The 18,457-nt window shown below is 69.6% G+C and carries 21 protein-coding genes, 3 tRNA genes and 1 pseudogene; 13 read left to right on the top strand and 12 right to left on the bottom strand.

The features are described 5' to 3' along the window. The first annotated feature begins 15 nt into the window (after positions 1–15). The 3 genes from pheA (at position 16) to IPM45_09620 (ending at position 1,239) form a co-directional block, all read left to right on the top strand. On the top strand, positions 16–999 hold the full coding sequence (gene pheA, locus IPM45_09630; protein ID MBK9179809.1) for a prephenate dehydratase: 984 nt from the start codon (positions 16–18) through the stop codon (positions 997–999). A gap of 10 nt (positions 1,000–1,009) precedes the next feature. Beyond that, a tRNA-Ser gene (locus IPM45_09625) sits at positions 1,010–1,096 on the top strand. 52 nt (positions 1,097–1,148) lie between these two features. Further along, positions 1,149–1,239, top strand: a tRNA-Ser gene (locus IPM45_09620). 13 nt (positions 1,240–1,252) lie between these two features. On the opposite strand, the gene IPM45_09615 is transcribed toward IPM45_09620, so the two are convergent. The 3 genes from IPM45_09615 to IPM45_09605 all read right to left on the bottom strand — a co-directional run bounded on the left by IPM45_09615 (position 1,253) and on the right by IPM45_09605 (position 3,764). After that, positions 1,253–1,858, bottom strand: a complete 606-nt coding sequence (locus IPM45_09615) for a DNA alkylation repair protein (GenBank protein ID MBK9179808.1) — start codon at positions 1,856–1,858, stop codon at positions 1,253–1,255. A 92-nt stretch (positions 1,859–1,950) separates the two neighbouring features. Beyond that, positions 1,951–2,355 (bottom strand): peptide-methionine (R)-S-oxide reductase MsrB, encoded by a 405-nt coding sequence (msrB, locus tag IPM45_09610; GenBank protein MBK9179807.1) that lies wholly within the window; start codon positions 2,353–2,355, stop codon positions 1,951–1,953. A gap of 38 nt (positions 2,356–2,393) precedes the next feature. After that, positions 2,394–3,764, bottom strand: a complete 1,371-nt coding sequence (locus IPM45_09605) for a sulfatase-like hydrolase/transferase (GenBank protein MBK9179806.1) — start codon at positions 3,762–3,764, stop codon at positions 2,394–2,396. A gap of 243 nt (positions 3,765–4,007) precedes the next feature. On the opposite strand from IPM45_09605, the gene IPM45_09600 reads away from it, so the two are divergent. Next, positions 4,008–4,445 (top strand): DUF3054 domain-containing protein, encoded by a 438-nt coding sequence (locus IPM45_09600; protein ID MBK9179805.1) that lies wholly within the window; start codon positions 4,008–4,010, stop codon positions 4,443–4,445. Positions 4,446–4,450: 5 nt separating this feature from the next. On the opposite strand, the gene IPM45_09595 is transcribed toward IPM45_09600, so the two are convergent. Continuing rightward, the gene (locus IPM45_09595; protein MBK9179804.1) at positions 4,451–4,699 is read right to left on the bottom strand and encodes a DUF2277 domain-containing protein; all 249 of its coding nucleotides are present in this window, start codon (positions 4,697–4,699) and stop codon (positions 4,451–4,453) included. An 86-nt stretch (positions 4,700–4,785) separates the two neighbouring features. On the opposite strand from IPM45_09595, the gene IPM45_09590 reads away from it, so the two are divergent. Beyond that, positions 4,786–4,858 (top strand) — tRNA-Arg (locus IPM45_09590). Positions 4,859–4,874: 16 nt separating this feature from the next. Here IPM45_09590 and IPM45_09585 read toward each other — a convergent pair. Beyond that, complete coding sequence (locus IPM45_09585; GenBank protein ID MBK9179803.1) at positions 4,875–5,585, bottom strand: hypothetical protein; 711 nt, start codon at positions 5,583–5,585, stop codon at positions 4,875–4,877. A 145-nt stretch (positions 5,586–5,730) separates the two neighbouring features. On the opposite strand from IPM45_09585, the gene IPM45_09580 reads away from it, so the two are divergent. Beyond that, positions 5,731–6,039, top strand: coding sequence for a nucleotidyltransferase family protein (locus IPM45_09580; GenBank protein MBK9179802.1), 309 nt, complete (start codon positions 5,731–5,733; stop codon positions 6,037–6,039). After that, entirely contained in the window at positions 6,036–6,383 is a 348-nt protein-coding gene (locus tag IPM45_09575; protein ID MBK9179801.1) for a DUF86 domain-containing protein, read from the top strand. Before IPM45_09580 ends, IPM45_09575 begins: the two co-directional genes overlap by 4 nt. A 686-nt stretch (positions 6,384–7,069) precedes the next feature. Here the strand turns inward: IPM45_09575 and IPM45_09570 are convergent. Together IPM45_09570 and IPM45_09565 are read right to left on the bottom strand one after the other, a co-directional pair. After that, positions 7,070–7,510 (bottom strand): tyrosine-type recombinase/integrase, encoded by a 441-nt coding sequence (locus IPM45_09570; protein MBK9179800.1) that lies wholly within the window; start codon positions 7,508–7,510, stop codon positions 7,070–7,072. A gap of 48 nt (positions 7,511–7,558) precedes the next feature. Then, positions 7,559–7,699, bottom strand: coding sequence for a tyrosine-type recombinase/integrase (locus tag IPM45_09565; protein ID MBK9179799.1), 141 nt, complete (start codon positions 7,697–7,699; stop codon positions 7,559–7,561). Between the two features lie 109 nt (positions 7,700–7,808). Here IPM45_09565 and IPM45_09560 point away from each other — a divergent pair, with 109 nt between their 5' ends. The 4 genes and pseudogenes from IPM45_09560 (at position 7,809) to IPM45_09545 (ending at position 10,514) form a co-directional block, all read left to right on the top strand. Beyond that, positions 7,809–9,509, top strand: coding sequence for a 2TM domain-containing protein (locus IPM45_09560; GenBank protein ID MBK9179798.1), 1,701 nt, complete (start codon positions 7,809–7,811; stop codon positions 9,507–9,509). 357 nt (positions 9,510–9,866) lie between these two features. Further along, entirely contained in the window at positions 9,867–10,028 is a 162-nt protein-coding gene (locus IPM45_09555) for a hypothetical protein (GenBank protein MBK9179797.1), read from the top strand. Then, a complete protein-coding gene (locus IPM45_09550; protein ID MBK9179796.1) occupies positions 9,974–10,171 on the top strand; it encodes a nucleotidyltransferase domain-containing protein in 198 nt (65 codons plus the stop codon). The genes IPM45_09555 and IPM45_09550 overlap by 55 nt, the downstream gene beginning before the upstream one ends. After that, positions 10,168–10,514, top strand: a pseudogene (locus IPM45_09545) (DUF86 domain-containing protein). Before IPM45_09550 ends, IPM45_09545 begins: the two are co-directional and overlap by 4 nt. A 238-nt stretch (positions 10,515–10,752) precedes the next feature. Here IPM45_09545 and IPM45_09540 read toward each other — a convergent pair. From IPM45_09540 to IPM45_09520, 5 genes are all read right to left on the bottom strand, one after another. Next, positions 10,753–11,331, bottom strand: a complete 579-nt coding sequence (locus IPM45_09540; GenBank protein ID MBK9179795.1) for a PIN domain-containing protein — start codon at positions 11,329–11,331, stop codon at positions 10,753–10,755. Next, positions 11,331–11,783 carry a helix-turn-helix domain-containing protein gene (locus IPM45_09535; protein ID MBK9179794.1) on the bottom strand — a complete coding sequence of 151 codons (453 nt, stop codon included), beginning with the start codon at positions 11,781–11,783 and terminating at the stop codon, positions 11,331–11,333. The genes IPM45_09540 and IPM45_09535 overlap by 1 nt, the downstream gene beginning before the upstream one ends. Before the next feature lie 663 nt (positions 11,784–12,446). Continuing rightward, entirely contained in the window at positions 12,447–13,937 is a 1,491-nt protein-coding gene (locus tag IPM45_09530; protein MBK9179793.1) for a potassium/proton antiporter, read from the bottom strand. 109 nt (positions 13,938–14,046) lie between these two features. After that, on the bottom strand, positions 14,047–14,553 hold the full coding sequence (locus IPM45_09525; GenBank protein ID MBK9179792.1) for a hypothetical protein: 507 nt from the start codon (positions 14,551–14,553) through the stop codon (positions 14,047–14,049). A 21-nt stretch (positions 14,554–14,574) separates the two neighbouring features. Beyond that, positions 14,575–17,307, bottom strand: coding sequence for a cation-transporting P-type ATPase (locus IPM45_09520; GenBank protein MBK9179791.1), 2,733 nt, complete (start codon positions 17,305–17,307; stop codon positions 14,575–14,577). Positions 17,308–17,815: 508 nt separating this feature from the next. Here IPM45_09520 and IPM45_09515 point away from each other — a divergent pair. Both IPM45_09515 and IPM45_09510 read left to right on the top strand, forming a co-directional pair. Further along, the gene (locus IPM45_09515) at positions 17,816–18,067 is read left to right on the top strand and encodes a hypothetical protein (protein ID MBK9179790.1); all 252 of its coding nucleotides are present in this window, start codon (positions 17,816–17,818) and stop codon (positions 18,065–18,067) included. A gap of 4 nt (positions 18,068–18,071) precedes the next feature. Beyond that, on the top strand, positions 18,072–18,452 hold the full coding sequence (locus tag IPM45_09510; GenBank protein ID MBK9179789.1) for a twitching motility protein PilT: 381 nt from the start codon (positions 18,072–18,074) through the stop codon (positions 18,450–18,452). The last annotated feature ends 5 nt before the right edge of the window (positions 18,453–18,457 follow it).

Here is an 18,457-nt window from a genome sequence, read left to right as displayed (position 1 = left end):
CTATCCTGGCCCGTCGTGACCGATCCCGCCCCCCGCCTCCGTGTGGGGTTCCTCGGCCCGCACGGCACCTTCACCGAGCAGGCGCTCCTCACCCAGCCGTACCTGGCCGCCGCGGAGCTGGTCGCCCTCCCCACCATCCCCGACGTGCTCGAGGCCACCGAGTCGGGCCACACCGACGTGGGCTTCGTCCCTATCGAGAACTCCATCGAGGGCACCGTCAACCTCACCATCGACACGCTGGCCTTCGGCACCCGGCTGCTCATCCAGCGCGAGGTCGTCCTCGAGATCGAGATGCACCTCCTCGCCGCGCCCGGTGTGGCCCTCGCCGACGTGCGGCGGGTGGTGTCGTTCCCGCACGCCTGGGCCCAGTGCCGGCGGTTCCTGCACGAGCACCTGCCCGGCGTCGACCTGGTGGCCGCCACCTCCACCGCCGAGGCGGCCCGGCTGGCGGGCGAGGACCCGCGGCCCGACACCGCTGCCATCGCGCCGGCCCTGGCCGGCAAGCTGTACGGCCTCGAGGCGCTGGCCACCGACATCGAGGATCACGACACCAACCAGACCCGCTTCGTGGTGGTGGCCCGCGACGGGGTGCCGGCCCCGACCGGTCACGACAAGACGAGCGTCGTCGTGTACCAGCGTGCCAACGTGCCGGGCAGCCTGATCTCCATCCTCCAGGAGTTCGCGGCGCGCACCATCAACCTGTCGAAGCTCGAGAGCCGGCCCACGAAGTCGGGGGGCCTGGGCGACTACTGCTTCATCATCGACTTCGAGGGTCACGTCGCCGACGAGCTGGTGGCCGACACGCTTCGCGACCTGCGGGTGAAGCACGGCGGGGTGAAGTTCCTCGGCTCCTACCCGGCCGGCACGGGCAAGGGCGCCGAGCTGCGCCGCGAGGCCGACGCGGCCTGGCGCGAGGCCGACGAGTGGCTCGCCGACCTCCGCGCTCGGGTCGGGGCCGGCCCCCTCGGTGGCGTCGGCGGGCCGGGCGGCGCTGGCTAGCCTCGCCACCGGAGGGATGGCAGAGCGGACGATTGCGGAGGTCTTGAAAACCTCTGGGTGATGAGCCCCGCGGGTTCGAATCCCGCTCCCTCCGCCACCGGCCACGGCCGCCCACCGGTGACGGGCTGTGTACCATCCGCGGAGGACACGGAGAGGTGCCGGAGCCAGGTTGATCGGGGCGCCCTGCTAAGGCGTTGACGGGTGCAAACCCGTCCGTGGGTTCGAATCCCACCCTCTCCGCTCGGCGGTGGCGTCAGCCGCGGAGGTGCTTCAGGGCCTCCCGCTTCGAGAGCCCCGACAGCTCGGCGTCGTGCTCGGCCACGAACCGGCGGACCGCGTCGGGGTCGGTGCGGGCGTAGTCGCGCAGGGCCCAGCCGATGGCCTTGCGGATGAACCAGCGGGTGTCGCCGGCCCGGGCCGCGCACCAGCGGAAGAGCACCTCGTGGTCGGTGCGCTCCTTGGCGCCGAGCTGGTGGAGGATGGCGGCGCGCGCCAGCCACAGGTCGTCGCCGGCGACCCAGCCCTCGAGCTGGTCGCGCCGCGACGGGGTGGCGGCCACCAGCGGCCCGACCACGCGGGCGGCCAGCACGTCGACCGTGTCCCACCACGACTTGGTCGTGATCAGCCGCTCGGCCACCGGGAGGAAGCCGGCCGAGCAGGCGCGGACGTGCTGGCGGAGCTGGTCGCAGGCGAGGTACTGCCACTCGCGCTGGTCGCGCGCCCAGCACGCCGCGGCCAGCTCGGCCAGGTCTGCCTCGTTGGGCGAGGCGAGCCCGCTCGCTGCGGCCCGGGTGATCGCCCGCCGGGCCGGCGTGGGGACGCCGTAGAAGGGGAACCGGTCCTTCATGTAGCGGCGCATCTCCGCCGCCCGGCCGGGGTCGGCGGCGGCGTCGAAGGCGGGAGCGGCCCGCTCCACGAGGAGCGCGGTGCGGCCGGGCCCCGCCGCCGGTCTCACGTGGCCGGCGCGTCCGGCCGGAGGTCGAGGGCCAGGGAGTTCATGCAGTAGCGCAGCCCGGTCGGGCGGGGGCCGTCGTCGAACACGTGGCCCAGGTGCGAGCCGCAGCGGCCGCAGCGCACCTCCACCCGCCGCATGCCGTGCGACACGTCGACGTGCTCGGTGACCGCGCCCGGGGTGATCGGCTCCCAGAAGCTCGGCCAGCCCGAGCCCGACTCGTACTTGGTGTCGGATCGGAACAGGGGGGCGCCGCAGCCCGCGCAGGTGAAGGTGCCGTCGTCGTGGGAGTCGACGTACTCGCCGCTCCACGGGCGCTCGGTGCCGGCCCGGCGGAGCACCTCGTAGCGCTCGGGCGGGAGCCGCAGGCGCCACTCCTCGTCGGTCTGGGGGATGTCAGCCATGGGCCCAGGCTACGGGCGGCGGATCGCGGCGGCTCGGGTCAGTCGGCCCTGGTCATCACGTTCTTCGGCGGGAACTCGCGGTACGTGCGCAGGTGGTTCACGATCCCGCTCAGGAACGACTCGTTGTAGGCCAGCTTGCGGGTGAGGTAGCTGTGCCGCTCCTTCGGGTCGAGGTACAGGTTGTAGAGCCGGGCGTAGGTGTAGTGCTGGGTGACGCCGGTGAAGCCGCCGGGCCCGGCGACGTCGGTGTCGTCGTCGCTGGTGGAGGCGAGCATGAACTTGTACTCGCCCACCCGCAGGGCGGAGAGGGTGTCGAGCAGCCAGTAGTAGTGGTACTTGCGGTTCGACGTGCCGTCCGGGGCCAGCAGGAACGACGTCTGGTCGACGCCGTCGACGAACCGGTCGGTGGGGATGTCGTCGAGGGCGCCGGCCAGGGCCAGCGCCGTGGTGAACACGTCGCTGAAGGCGAACAGGCCGTCGGTCTGGCGGTCGGGCTCGATCATCCCCGGCCACGCGAAGATCCCCGGGACGCGCACGCCGCCCTCCCACGTCGAGCCCTTGGCGCAGCGGAACGGCGTGTAGGCGGCGTCGGGCCAGTTCTCCATGTGCGGCCCGTTGTCGGACGACACGAACACCACGGTGCGCTCCAGCTGGCCGGTCTCCTCGAGGGCGGCGATCAGCCGGCCGACGATGTCGTCGAGCTCGATGATCGTGTCCTTGTAGGGGTGCTTGGCCGGCGACGAGCCGAGGAAGCGCTCGTGCGGGTAGTTGTCGAAGTGGGCGCCGCGGGTGCCGTGGTAGAGGAACCAGGGGCGCTCGTCGTCGGCCATGCGGCCGATGAAGTCGATGGAGTACTCGGCCCACTTGTCGTCGAGCAGCGAGAGCACCGGGATGGTGACCTCCTCCACCGGCTCCACCTCGCGCCCTCTGGTGGCATGCACGAAGCAGCGGTTGAAGGGCTGGTTCTTCAGCCAGTCGGTGCGGGCGGCCGAGTAGACGAGCTCGGGGAAGAAGGCGGGGTCGCGCCACTCCGAGTACATGTCCGACACCGACAGGAAGCCGTAGAAGTCGTCGAAGCCCACGTGCTGGGGCTGGCTGGCCCGGTTCTCGCCCAGGTGCCACTTGCCCACCGCCTGGGTGACGTAGCCGGCGTCGGAGAGCAGCTGGGCCAGGGTGATCTCGCCCTGCAGGCCGCCGGGCTCGCCGTACATGGGCGGGCGCTGCAGGCCGTGGCGCATGGGGAGCCGGCCGGTGAGCAGCGTGGCCCGGCTGGGCGAGCACGAGGGCTCCGAGTAGCACGACGTGAGCAGCAGGCCCCGGCGGGCCAGCTTGTCGATGTTGGGGGTGGGCGCCCCCACGGCCACCCCGCCGCCGTAGCACCCGAAGTCGCCCCAGCCCACGTCGTCCATGAGGATCACCAGCACGTTGGGCCGCCGGCCGCCGGTGCGGGCCGCGAAGTCGGCCAGCTTGGCCTGGGCCGCCTCGTGCTCCTCGGGGAAGACGAACTGCGGCTCCCGGTGGTCGGCCACCGTGGTCGTGGGCGAGGCGATGGGATCGAAGGACACGGTTCCCCCCTTTGTCGTGGCCGGCAGCGTAGGGGGTCACGGGTGCCCGGATGGCGCCCCGGCCGGGCGAGCGGGCACACTCGGGTCGTGGCCAACCCCGCTCCCGCGTCGTCGCCCGCCTCTGCGCCGGCTCCGTCGTCGCCCGGCACCGGCGAGCGCCGGGCGCCGGTGTGGCTGCCGCCGCTGCTCGACCTGGCCTGCCTGCTGGCCTTCGTGTGGGGGGGACGCAGCAGCCACGGCATCGACGGCGACGGGTCCTGGTTCCTCGAGGTGCTGTGGCCGTTCGCGGTGGGCTGGTACGCCGTGGCCCTCGCCGCCCGCCTGTACACCGCCCGCACCCAGCGGCTCGCCCGCCTGGCCGCGGTGTGGGTGATCGGCCTGCCGGTGGCCTGGGCGCTGCGGGCGGTGGCGCTCGACCGGCCGTTCTTCACCACGTTCCTCGGGGTGTCGGCGGCCTTCATCGTGGCCACCACCGGCGGTTGGCGGCTCGTCGGGCTGGGCCTGGGCCGGCTCCGCCGGCGCTGACCCGCTCAGGCGGGCCCGAGGCGGCGCAGCGGGGGCACCTGGGCGGGTGGCTGGCGGCGGGGCGGGAGGCCGTCGAGCAGGTCGGCGGTGATCCTGGCCACCTCGGCGACGGCCTGCTCGAAGCGATCCTCGGTGGCCGGTGACGGCTGGCGGATGCCGCTCACCTTGCGCACGTACTGGCGGGCGGCCGCCTCGATCTCGGCGGTGGTGGCCGGCGGCTCGAGCCCCCGCAGCGTGGTGATGTTCCGGCACACGGTTCTCCCTCCGGCGGCGGGTGTGGCGGGGCAGGGCCCCGATCGAACCCGGGACACCCGCCGACTACACTTCCCCGGTCCACCCTGCGCTCGTAGCTCAACGGATAGAGCATCTGACTACGGATCAGAAGGTTGGGGGTTCGAGTCCCTCCGAGCGCGCTGAGGAAAGAGCAGTTCAGTAGGGGTGCGGGGACACGTCGCGTCGTCGGCCGACCAAGATCACGACGGCGACCACAATGCCCCACAGGAGGATCCCACCGGGTCCGATCGGGTCTGAACCCTGGAACATCGTGGTACAGGCCGACACGCCAGCGACGAACGCCACCGCTGCGAGCATCCAGTGGCCCCAAAGGTCGCTGCGGGCCAGGAGCCAGGCGACGACCAGCATCGAGATCCCCAGCAGCACGCTCGCCGTCGCATGGAGGCCGTCTCGCGAGAGCACCATTGCCTGGGCTACGCCAGGATCAAGATGCTGGGAGACGTCGTTCTCCGTCGTCCCGATCGTCGGCCACGCCAGCACACCCTCCGCCGCCACGTAGAGCGCGATGGCGGCGCCTGCCAGCGTCATGGAGAAGACAGCGGCAAGATCGAGCCGTCGGCACGCCGCGCGCACCACCGACAGGACCAACAACAGCCACAGGGCCCAAGAGCCGATGGCCACGGTGGCCCTGAGCGGTATCCGGGATAACCCGTCGACGTAGAAGTCGATGAAGTCCTGTGCCGGCGCGTCGAAGGGCGGAGCGTCCTGGACTGGCCAGCCCACCACGGCGTTCGCGAGCCAGAAGTACGGCGCAAGAGCGAGCCCCGCGACTACCGCAACCACGCTGGCCCGGCGCCGCGCCGCTGCCACCTCAGCACTGCGTCCCGGTTCCTCAGCGATCGACATCTCCGTCAGTATCGACCCTCTCGTCGCGGACTTGCCGCGACATGCCCTCAACCGTCGGGTCTGGGCGTTGGGCTTCATCGGCCGAGCGTCACCGAAACCTGACTCGGACCGTACCGCAACGTTCGTGGCCCGTACCCTGTCACCCATGACCGACGTACGGGCGACCCCGCTGCGGGAGTTGGTGGAGGCTCGCCGGGAGGAGATCAAGGCCATCGTGGCGCGTCACCACGGCCGGTCGGTCGCCATCTTCGGCTCGGTGGCCCGCGGGGACGAGCGGCCTGGCAGCGACATCGACTTCCTCGTCGAGCTCGCTCCCGGAGCTCGACCCTTCGAGATCCTGTCCATCGGTGCCGAGCTCGAGGAAGCGCTCGGGGTGAAGGTCGACGTCGGTACACCGGACTCGCTCAGGGATCGGCTGCGAGACCAGGTCCTCGCGGAGGCCGTGCGCCTGTGAGCAGACACGACAGGGCACGTCTTGATGACATCGCCGACGCGATCAGCGCGATCCAGGGATACCTCGAACGAGGCGACCTCCACGACGGCTTGGTCTACGACGCGGTGCGTGTTCGCCTCATCGAGATCGGCGAGGCCGTCAAGGCCATCAGCCCGGACCTGCTCGAAGAGGCGCCGAGCATCCCGTGGAGAGAGATCGCTCGCATGCGCGACCAAATGGCCCACCACTACTTCGACACCGACCACGCGATCGTGCAGGACGTGGTCGACACCGAGCTCGGACCTCTGCTCGATGCCGTCCGCTCGCTGATCACGCGAGTGGATGGAGACGACGTCGGGACGTGATCCCTGGCAATCCCGCTGGCAATCCACCGGGCGTCACGGAGCCGGATTCCGCAGCACTCGCCGGACCGGACGCCCCACCTGACCTGCTACAACAGCAGGAGACAACACCAGCCGGACCCGACGGATGCGCCTACGGATCAGAAGGTTGGGGGTTCGAGTCCCTCCGAGCGCGCTGACCAGGATCCCTGATAGGAGGCGGTTTCCGATCCGGAGGCCGCCTCGTGCGCGTCCAGGATCGGGCCGACTTCTAACGGGTCTTCGAACGGATCGGTTGGGATGGACTGCGACCGGGCGGGCTGAGCCGCTCGGGACGGTGCGGGGCCGAGCAGTCCACGTCGAGGAGTCCGCCATCGATCCACTCCCTCTCGGGCTCACCGACCCGGAGCCGTGGCAATCAGGCGGACGCCGAAGCCGCGAAACGCGCCGTCCGACCCCGCCAGTACCGAGGTGGACAGATGCCATGACGCCGCATGAAGAGGAGATCAGTGCCGAGCAGGCCGCCGACTTGCTGAGCGTGTCTCAGCCCTACCTCGACGGGCTGCTCGATGGCGGTGAGATCCCCTCGCCGAGGTCGGCGGTCGGCGTTTGCTCCAGCGCTCCGACGTGGTGCGCTTCCGGGGTCTCGACCAAGCCCGGCGCCTCGATGCCGTGAACGCCCTCGCCGCGGAGGCCCAGGAGCTCGGCATCTACTGATCGGCTTTGCCGAAGCCCTCGCCGAGGAGGCGGTCGAAGACCAGGGCCGCTTCGGCCTGCATGCCCGGGAGGACGTGCTGGTACACGTTGAGCGTGAAGCCAGGGCTGGCGTGGCCGAGACGCTCGGACACGACCTTCACGGGGACCGCGGCCTTCAGCAGCAGGGTGGCGTGCGTCTGCCGAAGGTCGTGGAAGCGGATGCGGGTCAGGCCGTGCTGGGCCACGAGCCGATCGAACGTCCGGGTGACGTACTCGGGGTGGATCGGATCACCGTCGGGCCGGGCGAACACCAAGCCCTTCGGATCAAAGCCCTCGCCTGCATCAGCGGCAGCCTTCTCGAGGGACTCCCGTCGTCGCCGCAGCGCATCGAGTGCGGTGCCGGACATGTCTATGGTCCGGCGGGCCGTGCGGGTCTTCACGTCGGCGAAGTGCACCGTCCAGCCCACCACCGGCAGCGCCCGGCGGATGGTGACGGTCGAGCGCTAGGAGTCGATGTCGTGCCAACGAAGCCCGAGCAGCTCGCCCCGGCGCATCCCCGTCTTCGCCGCGATCGTGAACACGGTGTGGTGGCGATGATCGACGGTGGCATCGAGGAACCGGCACAGCTCATCGGCCTCCCACACGTGGATGATGGGCGGCCCACCATCGGCCGAAGGGGCCGGCGGGTCGGTCGACCGCCGCTGAGTTCTCCCCACAGGCCTACTCGCCACGATCACGCCCCGCTGATATCCGATGAGCCGTGATGCTGCGGATTCGAGAGACCTCGCGATCAAGCGACTCAGGGAGAAACGCGACTTCAAGTCACACTTGGCGGTGTACGTCGTGGTCAACGCGTTCCTGTGGTTTCTCCGGGCATTCACGGACTCCGAGAAGACACGGGTTCCGTGGCCGGTCTGGGTCACCCTTGGATGGGGCGTCGGCGTTGCGATCAATGCCTGGGCAGTGTTCGGCAGGCGCCCGATCACCGAGGATCACATCCAGAGAGATGGAGCGCAATCGCGGGGTGGTCAATGTCGATCGCGACCGCCACCCGGACTCACCCTGACAACCCTCTGCTGCCTTCGCTGCTCGAACAGCCAGAGCCACCGCATGCGATGGCTTGGTTCGCCCGAGTCGTTGACCGGAGGGATGATGTCCACGACCATGTTGACAAGCCCAGAGACGATGTCCACGGCCAAGAGCGTGATGAAGACCCTGCTGCCCCTCTTCGGCTGGTGTGTCCTCGTCCCTGTGGCGCTGTTGGCGCTGCTTCGCACTCCCCTCGAGGCCGGCCTGGCGGCGGCGCTGGTGGGTGGGCTGGCGAGCGTCTCCGGGGTGTGGTCACGAACGCTGCGGCCCATGGCTCCGTTGACGGCCGCAACGAGCGCCGTGAGCTGGGGGGCGAGCGCCGCCCTGGCGGCGTGGCTGGCGAAAGGGCCGTGGCTGGTGGTGGCTTTCCCGCTGGCGATGGTGGCCGCGGTGCTCCCCCTGCGGCTCATCGGGGCGCCCCGGTTCGTGAACAACCCCCTGGCGCGCACCCAGCAGCCATGGCTGGCGGTGGTGCACACGGCGCGGCTGGGCGGCGATCTGATGACGACGGCGGTGCTCGCGACCGCGAGCACGTCGGTGGCGCTGGCGCTGGGTGGCCACCTCGGAGCGGCGGCGGCCGGGACGGGCTTCGTGGTGGCGGTGCTGACGTTCGGCTGGGCGAGCCTGAGGCGCGCCACGGCCCGGGCCGGGCAAGGCAGCCCTTGTCGCGTCGCGGCGGTGGTCGTCGACGGCAAGCCGCCGGAGCACGGAGAGCCCACCGGGGTGGTCTCTACCGAGTCGCCTGAGTACCGCGACGTGGAGGGAACGCTGGCGCGCTACCGGCCTCACGTCGAGGAGGCCGCGCGTCAGGGCGCCAGGGTGATCGTGCTCCCCGAGGCGAGCGTCGTTACCGAGGCCGGTGGGCCGGCGCGCTGGTTCGCGGGGGTGGAGGCCTGGGCCCGAGCGCTCGACGTGGTGATCGTCGCGGGCTTCTTCGACGCGGCGATCCCGTTGAACACGCTGGCGGTGATCGACAAGAGCGGCGTGGTCGGGCGCTACGAGAAGCAGCACCCCGCCCGCGGGGCCGAGCCGCCCCGCCTGGCCAAGATGGAGGTGGGCCCTCACCGGCTGGCCACCGGAGCGGCGCTGTCGACGGCCATCTGCGTCGACCTCGACTACTCCGACACCGCGCGCTCGGCGCGGCGGGCCGGGGCGCTCCTCGCGGTGCCGTCGAACGACTGGTTCGGCGGGTTCGAGGTCCTCCACCATCACAGCGCGGTGTGGGCTGCGGTCATGGCCGGCGTTCCCGTCGTGCGCTCGACCGGGCACGGCATCTCCTCGATCCGCGACGGCGCTGGCCGCGTGCTGAAGCAGCAGAGCAGCGCGGGCGGCCCGGTGGTGCTGGTAGCCGACGTGCGCTGCTGACCACTGGCCAGCACAGCACAACGATCCCCGGTAGACGTAGCCGCGCGAGCCATTGCCAACTGCCAACGAACACGCACACAACAGCCAGAGTGCAGCGCGCCACCGCTCGGCACGGGCCACTCGGTAACGGCCCATACCGGGCGCCCCATGACAACGTCCCGCATGCTGGCGCGACATGCCCTCAACCGCCGGCTTGTGGCGCCTCTCGAGCGTCGAGGACTGCCCCCGAACCACGAGTGGAAGTGTCCCGAAGCCCCGGGACGGAGGGTGGCCTGCATATGCGCGCCGCTCACGGCCGAGCGCCGCCGAACTGCGACTCAGCCGGTCTCACAGCGTTGTGGCCCGTACTCTGTGACCATGACCGACGTCCAGGCGACGCCGTTGCGGGAGCTGGTGGAGGCCCGTCGCGAGGAGATCAAGGCCATCGTCGCTCGCCATCACGGACGATCCGTCGCCATCTACCTGTGGCTCGGGGAGACGAGCGGCCGGGCAGCGACATCGACTTCCTGGTCGAGCTAGAACCCGTTGCCCGACCGATCGAGATCCTCTCGATCGGCGTCGAGCTCGAGGAGGCCCTCGGCGTGAAGGTCGATGTCGGCACACCGGCGTCACTGCGGGAGCGGCTGCGCGACGAGGTCTTGGCCGAGGCTGTTCCGCTTTGAGCCGCCAGGACGAGGCTCGTCTGCGCGACATCCTCGAGTCCCTCGAGGCGATCCGGGACCATCTCACGAGAGGCGATCTCCACGACGGCCTCGTCTACGACGCGGTTCGCGTACGTCTCATCGAGATCGGCGAGGCGGTGAAGGGCATCGATCCCAGCCTCCTGGAGGGTGCACCGGGCTGCCGTGGAAGGAGGTCGCCCGCATGCGGGACCACTTCGCGCACCGCTACTTCGACACCGACCACGCAATCGTGCAGGACGTCGTTGGCAACGACGTCGGACCGCTCGCAGGGGCGGTGCAATCGCTGATCGATCGAATCAGCAGCGATGAGGCCTCCCCCTGATCGGGGGTTGGCAATCCCCTTGGCAATCCACCAGGCGTCACGGAGCCGGATTCCGCAGCACTCGCCGGACCGGACGTCCCACCTTAACGGAACTCGACACCACCTGACGGACCCGTCGGAAGCGCCTACGGATCAGAAGGTTGGGGGTTCGAGTCCCTCCGAGCGCGCTCAGGAGAGATTGGTTCAGTAGGGAGATGTACGTGCGTGATTGGAACCGACAAGTCGGTCTCTTACCTCGCTAGCCACAGATGAAGAGGGCTTGGAGAAGCCGGCGTACAAGTCCTGCGAACCGTGGAACGCCGGCGTGCTCGAGGTCATCCAGCAGGTCGTGGGGTGTCTTGGTTGGTCTGGTCTTCTCCGCTGCCAGCCGGATGAGGGTGTCGGCGACCTCGTCGGGCAGCTCCCCGACGACCTCGCAGAGGTAGGTGTCGGGATCAGTTACCCGCACGCCCCGCTTCGCGAGCGGTGCCGACGGGAAGTCCTTCACGTTCCTGGTGAGGATCGTGCACGGCTGCCGAGTGACGGCGGCGGCCATGTGCGCGTGGTCGTCGGCGTCCTTGCCCGGCATCTCCTCGATGAGGTGCTCGTACTCGTCCCGCTCGACCTTGCTGTCGGTGAAGAACTCGCGGACCGCCTTGGTGATCTGCGCCGCAGACTCCTGTGAGCGCTTCTGCTCCCTGACGATCACGCGCTCCCACTCGTCGAGCAGGTCGTCGGTCCAGAGGACCTCATGGACGCCGTCCTCGCTCAGGGCCAAGAGCAGATCCATCACCGAGAACGGGAACAGGACGTTGCTGTCCGCGAAGACACGACGCATCAGTACGGGAGGTCGGCTTCCTCCACCGTCGCCGCGATCCGCCGGCGGCCTTCCTTGCGCCGCTCGCGCTTCGCCTGGAACGCCAGGACGTCCGACAGCAGCACCCGCCGGTGCCGGCTACGAGGAAGCCGCTCGGAGGGGATCTCGCCCTCGTCGAGCAGGCGGACGATGAAGGGCCTCGACAGCCCGAGCAGCTCGGCCGCTTCCGCTGGAGTGAGGCTCACCTCCGATGGGAGCACCGTCACCGCGTGGCCGTCGGCCATCTCGCCGGCCGACGCTCGCAGCACCTCGACGAGGGCCCGGGGCAACGGCACCGAGGTACCGTCCGGGAGCTGGAGCGTGAACGAATGGGTCCGGCCGCGCACGGCACGAGCGACCTCGGCGGCCGACTCTCGCTCCGCCTTCTTCGGCTCGACCCGCACTGCGCTCGACAACACACTCGCCCGTGCCATCCCGGCACCTCCTTATCTGCAACAACCGTAACCCGGGCTCGTCCCGGTCGCTACCTGGAAGTCCCCCGGGACTAGCCCGGTCGCCGGCGGGACGACCGGGGCTTGGCACTCCGATCGGCACTCCACCGGCCATCACGGGGCCGGATCCGGCGGCGCCCGCCGGACCACGCACCCAACCTGACCTGACCTGCTACAACGGCACTCGACGCCCCTGATGGACATCGGGCCAGCTCCACGGGTCCGGACGCCGCCCCAGCCGGACCACCTCGGCGGGAGCGCCGGCGGCCTTCACCGCCCACGAGGAACGCCCGCGCGGCAGCAAGCACCAGTGGTCCGACCTCTTCGAGGTCGCCGTCGCGCAGCAGCCGGGCCGGTGAGCGGTCATCGAGATGCGGGTTCAGTCCCTGGAACCATGCCTCTACCACTCGGTGCGTCGTGCTCGCTGAGCAGCAGGGCGACCTGGAGCGCGAAGCGCAACCGGTCTTCGACCTCGGCCGACTTGACCTCTCGGGTTCCCTCGGCCCCACTGCCGCACAGCGCGGGTCTCGCGCACGCCGCCGAAGAGCCGCTCATGGCTGTGCCGACGCTGTGGGACGATCCGGACGGGAACCTCTGCGCTCATCGCCTGGCATGTCCGGCCGGGACATGGGCCGCACGGGATCGTCAGGTCTGCGGTGGTCCTTCGACGATCTCGCGTGCAAGGGGCAGCACCTCTTGTCGGGCGAGGAGGAGCACGTTGTCACCGGGATGCAGCACGGTTGAACCCTGCGGCACGGCGTAGTCGGCGCCTCGGCTGATGAGCACGACCAGCGCCCCCTGAGGGAGGCCGAGATCGACGAGCTGTCTTCCCGCAGCCGGGCCGTGCACGGACACGACGAGCTCATGGAGATCCGTCGAGCCGTCAGGCGAACCGACGAACTCGAGCGGTGCGACTCGTCGCTCGTGGAATGGGGTATCGACGTGCAGCCAGCGGGCCACAAGGGGAATCGTCGTTCCCTGGATCAAGACCGACGTGATGACGATGAAGAAGACCACGTTGAAGATCAGCTCGGCTTGTGGGGCGCCTTCCACGAGCGGGAACGTGGCCAAGATGATGGGCACCGCGCCGCGAAGCCCGACCCAGGAGACCATGAGCGAGGGACGGGCACCGTAGCGCCCCGGGAGAAGCACCGAGAGTGTCGCGATGGGCCTGGCGATGAGGATCAAGACCGCCGAGACGAGGAGCCCGCGAAACGCCACCGACACGACATCAGATGGGAAGACGAGCAGGCCGAGCATGAGGAACATCGAGATCTGCATCAGCCAGGCGAGCCCGTCCGCGAATCGCATCAAGCTCTTCTTGTGCAGGAACGAGAGGTTGCCCATGGCGATTCCGGCGACGTACACGGCAAGGAAGCCACTACCGCCGAGCAGCGAGGAGACTCCGTAGGTCAACAGCACGACGGCAATCAGCACGACCGGGTAGAGGCCCTCGTACTCGAGTCGCAGACGATTGATCACCGGCACCGCTGCACGTGCGACCGCGAATCCAACGGCGCCGCCGACCGTCATCTGCAGGAAGAACATCGGGACGACGTCGAGCAGTGTGGTGGAAGGCTCGACAACCATCTCCAAGAACGCGAGCGTCAGGAACACCGCCATCGGGTCGTTGCTGCCGGACTCGAGCTCCAAGAGGGGACGCAACGAACCCCGCAGACCGACGCTGCGCGACCGCAGCACCGCGAACACCGCGGCGGCGTCGGTCGACGAGATGATCGCCCCGAGGAGCAGTCCGACCTTCCACGAGACATCGAGGACAAGGGCTGCGACGCTTCCAGCGATGACGGCGGTCATCAGCACCCCGACCGTTGCGAGCAGGACCCCGAGGCCAGCCACGGGCCGGGCCTCTGACCAGCGCGTGTCGAGCCCTCCGGCGAAGAGGATGAACGCCAGGGCGACCACGCCTGCCGACTGGGCGATCTCATAGTCGTCGAACTCGATGCCGCCCAGGCCCTCGGAACCAGCGAGCATTCCGATCGCGATGAACAGCAGCAGCGCCGGTATCCCGAGGCGTGACGAAACCTTGCTCGCGAGCACCCCGATGAAGACCAGACCGGCAGCCACCGCCATCACGATGGCGGGATCCACAGCGCCAGTTCCCACGTCGCTCACCATCTCGTGATCGATGACCGCAAGGGCGTGCCCTGACCTGGTCGGCACACGAAGGAGCTCAGCAATCCGAGCCTGCCGTCACCCACGTCTCCGACGAAGACCTGGCAGCTGGTCATGTCTCTGGCTGGGGCACTTGCCCTTGGCCCCGGACGTAGTCCGTGACGTCGTCGATGTCGGCGGCTCTCGCTGCGATGACTGCTCGATCGCCTGGGCGGCAGCGGTGAGCCCGGTCTTCGATGAGCTCTGGCGTGGTGTCGCAGATGACTGCGAGCACTGACGCGTCCTCGCCGGGCAGCCTGATGTCCGCGGCAGCGGCACCAATGACCGGCGAGCAGTCGGTGAGGGTGATCGTGTCGACGACGACCTCATCGGCGGCCACACGATCTTCGCCCCGGGTGTCGAGCGTGAAGCGTGCACCGAGCAGGAGCGCGGCGAGCATCACGGCACGATCGGGCTCGAGCGTGATCTGCCAGGCCGGGGCGTCGTTCTGGCCCACGAGTCCGACGTGTCGTGTCCCGCTCCTGTCGGTGATGACGAACATGGTTCGGTCGTCGGCGAGTTCGAGGTCGTAGCGGACCCCGATGCCCGGTAGGTGCTGCTCTCGAACCTGGATCTCCATGTCGGGTTCCCTTCGGTGACATCAGGCCGGTCGGTGGCGGAGCCTCTTCTCTACCGCGACAACCATGGATGCGGCGGTGGCGACGGCCAAGATGCGCAGCCACGCGTCGGCCGCGATGGGAGCGGTCTGGAACACGGTGTTCATGAACGGTGCGTACGTGATGGCCAACTGGCCGAGCGCTTGGACGGCGACGCCCCCGATCACCCAGCGGTTCGAGAGGAATCCGACGTGCCACGCCGAGCGTGTCAGTGACCGGCAGTTGAACAGGTAGAAGGCCTCGACGGCCACGAACAGATTGAGCGCGGCGGTGCGGGCCTCGTCGAGGGAGGCCCCGTTGCCCTGTTCCCACTCGAACAGCCACCAGGCGCCGCCGACGAGCATGGCCGAGACGAGCGCGATCCGCATCACGAGTGCGCCGGTGAGCAGCGGCCGCCGAGGGTCCCGTGGTGGTCGCTGCATGATTCCGACTTCCTTGGGTTCGAACGCGAGCATGAGTCCGAGCGCCACCGCGGTGGTCATGTTGATCCACAGGATCTGCACGGGCAGGATCGGGAGGGCCGCGCCGACGAGGATGGCGACGAGGATGACGAAGCCTTCGCCCATGTTGGTCGGCAGGGTCCACACGATGAACTTCGTGAGGTTGTCGAACACGCCGCGTCCTTCCTCGACCGCGGCTTCGATGGTGGCGAAGTCGTCGTCGGTGAGGACCATGTCGGCGGCTTCCTTGGCCACTTCGGTGCCGCTGAGACCCATGGCGACACCGATGTCGGCCTGCTGGAGTGCGGGTGCGTCGTTCACGCCGTCACCGGTCATGGCGACGACGTGACCCCGGGCCTGTAATCCTTCGACCAGGCGGAGCTTCTGCTCGGGTGACACCCGCGCGAACACCGACGCCCGCTCCACGGCTGCGGGGTACTCGCCCGCATCGAGTTCGGCGAGCTCGGGACCGACGAGGATCGCACCCTGGTGGTGGTCGGCGATGATCCCGAGCTGACCGGCGATCGCTGCTGCCGTGGTGGCGTGGTCGCCAGTGATCATCTTCACGTCGATCCCGGCCGTGTGGCACGAGCCCACGGCGGCGATGGCAGCGGGACGGGGTGGGTCCAACATGGCCTCGAGACCGGTCAGTGTCAGCCGGCCCCCGAGCGCTTCCGCGGTGAACGATGCGTCGTCAGCGAACGAACCGGTCGCAACGGCCAGCACCCGCAGGCCGTCGCTTGCCAGCACCTCGGCGGCGTCGAGCACCTCCCGGCCGTCCAGCGACGAACACGCCCCGTCGCTGTGCATCCGCGTGCGGCACAACGCGAGGACCTGCTCGACGGCGCCCTTGGCGAACACCCGGCGCACGCCGCTGTCGACATCGTCATGCAGCGTCGCCATGTACTTGCGGTCGGAGCTGAACGGGATCTCCGCGACGCGAGGGAAGAGCTGCTTCGCGCTCTTCGAATCGAACCCGACCTTGCCGGCGGCCACGAGGAGCGCACCCTCTGTCGGGTCGCCGATCACGCTCCAGGAGCCTTCGGTGTCACGAAGTCGGGCATCGTTGCAGCACGCGCCAGCGGTCAAGGTCCACCGAAGCGCTTCGTCGTTGCCGAGGCACACCGCCGATCCGGAGGCATCTCGGACCTCGCCGACGGGCTGATAGCCGGGGCCGGTCACTTCGTATCGATGGTGGGGCGTCCAGATCGTCTGCACGGTCATCTGGTTCTCGGTCAACGTCCCCGTCTTGTCCGAGCACACCACCGTGGTGGAACCGAGCGTCTCGACGGCGGGCATACGGCGGATCACCGCCCGGCGACGAGCCATGCGGCTCACGCCGATCGCGAGGGTGATCGTCACCGCCGCCGGTAGCCCCTCGGGGATCGCGCCCACCGCGAGCGCGACTGCAGCGGTGAACGTCTCCGTGGCGTGCTGGCCCCGAAGCACACCCACTACGAAGGTCACCGCGGCCAGCGCCACGATCGCGACCGTGAGCACCTTGGAGAACCACGCGAGCTTGCGGGTCAGCGGCGTCGCCAGGTTCTGCGCCGTGCCGACAAGGCGGTGGATCTCGCCCAGCTCGGTCTCCGCACCGGTCGCGACGACCACCCCGGTGCCGGTCCCGTGCGTCACCAGGGTGCCGGAGTAGACCATGTTTTGCCGGTCCGCGACCGGGGTCGCTTCCGGCAGTGCCACCTCGTCCTTGGCCACGGGCAAGGATTCGCCGGTGAGCGCCGACTCGTCGACCTGCAACTCAGCGAGCTTCACCAGCCGCAGATCGGCGGGCACCTTGTCACCCGCTTCGATCAGAACGAGATCCCCGGGCACCAGCTCCTCGGACGGGACGGTCAGCTGGTGGCCGTCTCTGCGGACCCGCGCTTCGGTCCGCACCATGCGACGGAGCGCGTCGAGCGCGGCCTCGGCCTTGGACTCCTGCACGAACCCGACGATCGCGTTCACGAGCACCACACCGAAGATCACCGCAGAGTCGATCACCTCGCTCAGCGCGAGCGTGACCGCGGCTGCAGCCAACAGCACGTAGATCAACGGGTGTCGGAACTGGCGCAAGAGGCGCTGCGGCCACCCCGCAACGTCGGCCTCGGGCAGGGTGTTGCGCCCGAAGCGTTCCAAGCGAGCGGCTGCCTCGGCACTGCTCAGCCCGGTGCGCTGGTCGGTCTCGAGCAGCAGAAGCACCTCGTGCGCCGCCAGGGTGTGGTGGGCATCGGTGCCAGCGGAACGGACGAGGGACGACCCGTTGCGGTCGGAGTGCGAGATGGCCAACTCTGGACCCCCTCAGTCAGAGGAACGCGTCCACGTCGCCGACCAGACTTCCCGGCACTCCACGTTGCCCCACTCATCGTACCGATGCGCCCCACGCGACGACAGGGGCGAAGGACCTGGCGGTCACGCTCGCAGAGGCGAACGCCGAGCTCGACCGTCAAGGCCAGCAGCCTGGCGGAGTCGGGCCTCGGCTAGCGCGATCGGGGGGCCGGCTCCCATCTGCAGCGACTCGGCGAGCCGCTCAGCTTCGGTCGAGGCGCGCTCACGGTTGGCCTCCGTGGAGTGATCCCTGCCTTCCTGCGGTCGGTGTCGATGCCGCCAGGAAGCACGTCGACGTATGCCCGGATACGGGCAAATCCGCCTTCACCATCGTCGCGTCCGCTGCCTCCAGCCTCCCGCTTCCCCGATCCCGGGGACCTCACCCGCCGCCGCGCCTGCGGGCTGGGTGACCGAGAACCGGACAGGCGTTGCGATAGTAGGAATCCGGTACTACCGTCGTTCCGTGGCGGTGAAGAAGCTCTCGGTCGCGCTCGATGCCGAGGTCGCGGCTCAGGTCGTCCGCGCGGCGGAACGTGCCCGGGTCAGCGTGTCGGCGTGGCTGAACCACGCCGCGGAGAACGAACTGGCAGTCGAAGCGGGCCTCGACGCCGTGCGTGACTGGGAAGCCGACCACGGTCCGCTCACCCCGGAGGAGCTCGCCGCCGCCGACGCCTTGCTCGACCGCGTACTCGACGCGGCCCGTCGAGCCAGCTGAGCAAGTGGGCGGCATCACCTACGACACCGGGGCGCTGCTCGCCGCGGACCGCAACGACCGCCACGTGTGGGCACTGCACCGTCGTGCCCTCGAACGGGGCCGACGTCCCGTCGTGCCCGCCGGCGTGCTCGGCCAGGCCTGGCGCGGCGAACCCCAAGCCGAGCTGTCCCGCTTCCTGAAGGGCTGCCGCGTCGAACCCCTCGACGACAAGCGCGCCCGCGCCGCCGGAACGGCCTGCGCCCGCTCCGGCACCGCCGATGTCATCGACGCCACCGTGGCCATCGGCGCGATCGCGCGAGGAGATCTGGTGGCGAGCTCCGACAGCGACGACATCCGCCGACTCGCCGACGCCCTCGACGCCACACTGGAGATCGCTCCCGTCTGAAGAGG

The organism is Acidimicrobiales bacterium, assembly GCA_016716005.1.
In the GTDB taxonomy this organism is placed as follows: Bacteria; Actinomycetota; Acidimicrobiia; order Acidimicrobiales; family JADJXE01; genus JADJXE01.
This window is presented reverse-complemented; position numbering and strand designations above follow the sequence as displayed.

What these genes read in the sequence shown, in the direction of transcription:
- IPM45_09615 (MBK9179808.1), bottom strand. Translation starts at nt 1,858, where the DNA reads ATGCGCCGCTACATGAAGGACCGGTTCCCCTTCTACGGCGTCCCCACG.
- msrB (MBK9179807.1), bottom strand. Translation starts at nt 2,355, where the DNA reads ATGGCTGACATCCCCCAGACCGACGAGGAGTGGCGCCTGCGGCTCCCG.
- IPM45_09605 (MBK9179806.1), bottom strand. Translation starts at nt 3,764, where the DNA reads ATGGACGACGTGGGCTGGGGCGACTTCGGGTGCTACGGCGGCGGGGTG.
- IPM45_09585 (MBK9179803.1), bottom strand. Translation starts at nt 5,585, where the DNA reads ATGTCGATCGCTGAGGAACCGGGACGCAGTGCTGAGGTGGCAGCGGCG.
- IPM45_09580 (MBK9179802.1), top strand. Translation starts at nt 5,731, where the DNA reads ATGACCGACGTACGGGCGACCCCGCTGCGGGAGTTGGTGGAGGCTCGC.
- IPM45_09560 (MBK9179798.1), top strand. Translation starts at nt 7,809, where the DNA reads ATGAGCCGTGATGCTGCGGATTCGAGAGACCTCGCGATCAAGCGACTC.
- IPM45_09555 (MBK9179797.1), top strand. Translation starts at nt 9,867, where the DNA reads ATGACCGACGTCCAGGCGACGCCGTTGCGGGAGCTGGTGGAGGCCCGT.
- IPM45_09540 (MBK9179795.1), bottom strand. Translation starts at nt 11,331, where the DNA reads ATGCGTCGTGTCTTCGCGGACAGCAACGTCCTGTTCCCGTTCTCGGTG.
- IPM45_09535 (MBK9179794.1), bottom strand. Translation starts at nt 11,783, where the DNA reads ATGGCACGGGCGAGTGTGTTGTCGAGCGCAGTGCGGGTCGAGCCGAAG.
- IPM45_09530 (MBK9179793.1), bottom strand. Translation starts at nt 13,937, where the DNA reads ATGGTGAGCGACGTGGGAACTGGCGCTGTGGATCCCGCCATCGTGATG.
- IPM45_09525 (MBK9179792.1), bottom strand. Translation starts at nt 14,553, where the DNA reads ATGGAGATCCAGGTTCGAGAGCAGCACCTACCGGGCATCGGGGTCCGC.